Consider the following 970-nt stretch of genomic DNA (forward strand, 5'->3'; position numbering starts at 1 on the left):
ACCCGCGCGCTCGGAGCCGGTCACCGACACGCCCTGCACGCGGCGGTCGGCGATGACCTCGGCGGCCTGCTCGTTGGTCAGGCGCAGGTCGGTGTACACCCCTGCCGGAAAGCCGGCGTCGGCGTAGATCTTCTCGATCGCCTCGGCCGACTGCGGGCACTGTGAGGCGTGCTTCAGCAGGATCGCGTTGCCGATCGCGATGTTCGGGGCCGCGAAGCGCGCCACCTGGTAGTAGGGGAAGTTCCACGGCATGATCCCGAGCAGCACTCCGAGCGGCGCACGGCGGATGACCGCGGTCCCCTCCCCCAAGATGTCCACGGGGGTGTCGCCGGTGATCTCGCCGATGTGGTCGGCGTAGTACTCGGTGATGTCTGCGGCGAAGTCCACCTCGCCCTCGGCGGCGGCCAAGGGCTTGCCCATCTCCCGCACGATGATCGCGGCGAGGTCGTCCCGGCGTTCGCGGTGGAGCTCCGCGACCCGGCGCAGCAGCCGCGCCCGCTCCTCGGCCGACGACTCGCGCAGCCACCCGCGGGCGGCCTCGTCTGCGACGGCGATGGCCTGCTCGACCTCGGCGGCGGTGGCGGTGGGATAGGTGGCGAGGGTCTCCCCCGTGGCGGGGTTCACGACGGCGTACGTGCTCATGGGTGCTCCGTTCCCCCCGCCCCATCGGCAGGGATCAGCGTGTGCTTGACGCCCATCATGCCGTCCCCGAAGCTCGGCACGCACGCCGGACGCCCCGAGGCGCGCCGCGGTGGGGTGGAGCGGCGCGGACGGCTCAGTGGGAGGCCAGGGCGGATGCCACGACGTCGAGCCCTTCGTGGAGCAGGTCGTCGGTGATCGACAGCGGCGGGAGGAAGCGGATGACGTTGCCGTGGGTGCCGCAGGTGAGCACGATGACGCCCTCGGCGATGGCCGACTTCGCGACCGCGGCCGTCAGCGTCGCATCCGGCGCACCCGTCTCGGGATCGAC

General features: G+C 72.1%; 2 protein-coding genes. Both read right to left on the reverse strand.

Translation table 11 applies throughout. The features are described from left to right. On the reverse strand, positions 1 to 642 hold a 642-nt coding region (locus NQ160_RS23360; RefSeq protein ID WP_257517395.1), incomplete at its 3' end, for an aldehyde dehydrogenase family protein. Positions 643 to 775: 133 nt separating this feature from the next. Continuing rightward, positions 776 to 970: aminotransferase class III-fold pyridoxal phosphate-dependent enzyme (locus NQ160_RS23365; RefSeq protein WP_257517396.1), on the reverse strand; the 195-nt coding region annotated here is incomplete at its 5' end.

This window comes from Microbacterium sp. zg.Y909 (assembly GCF_024626565.1).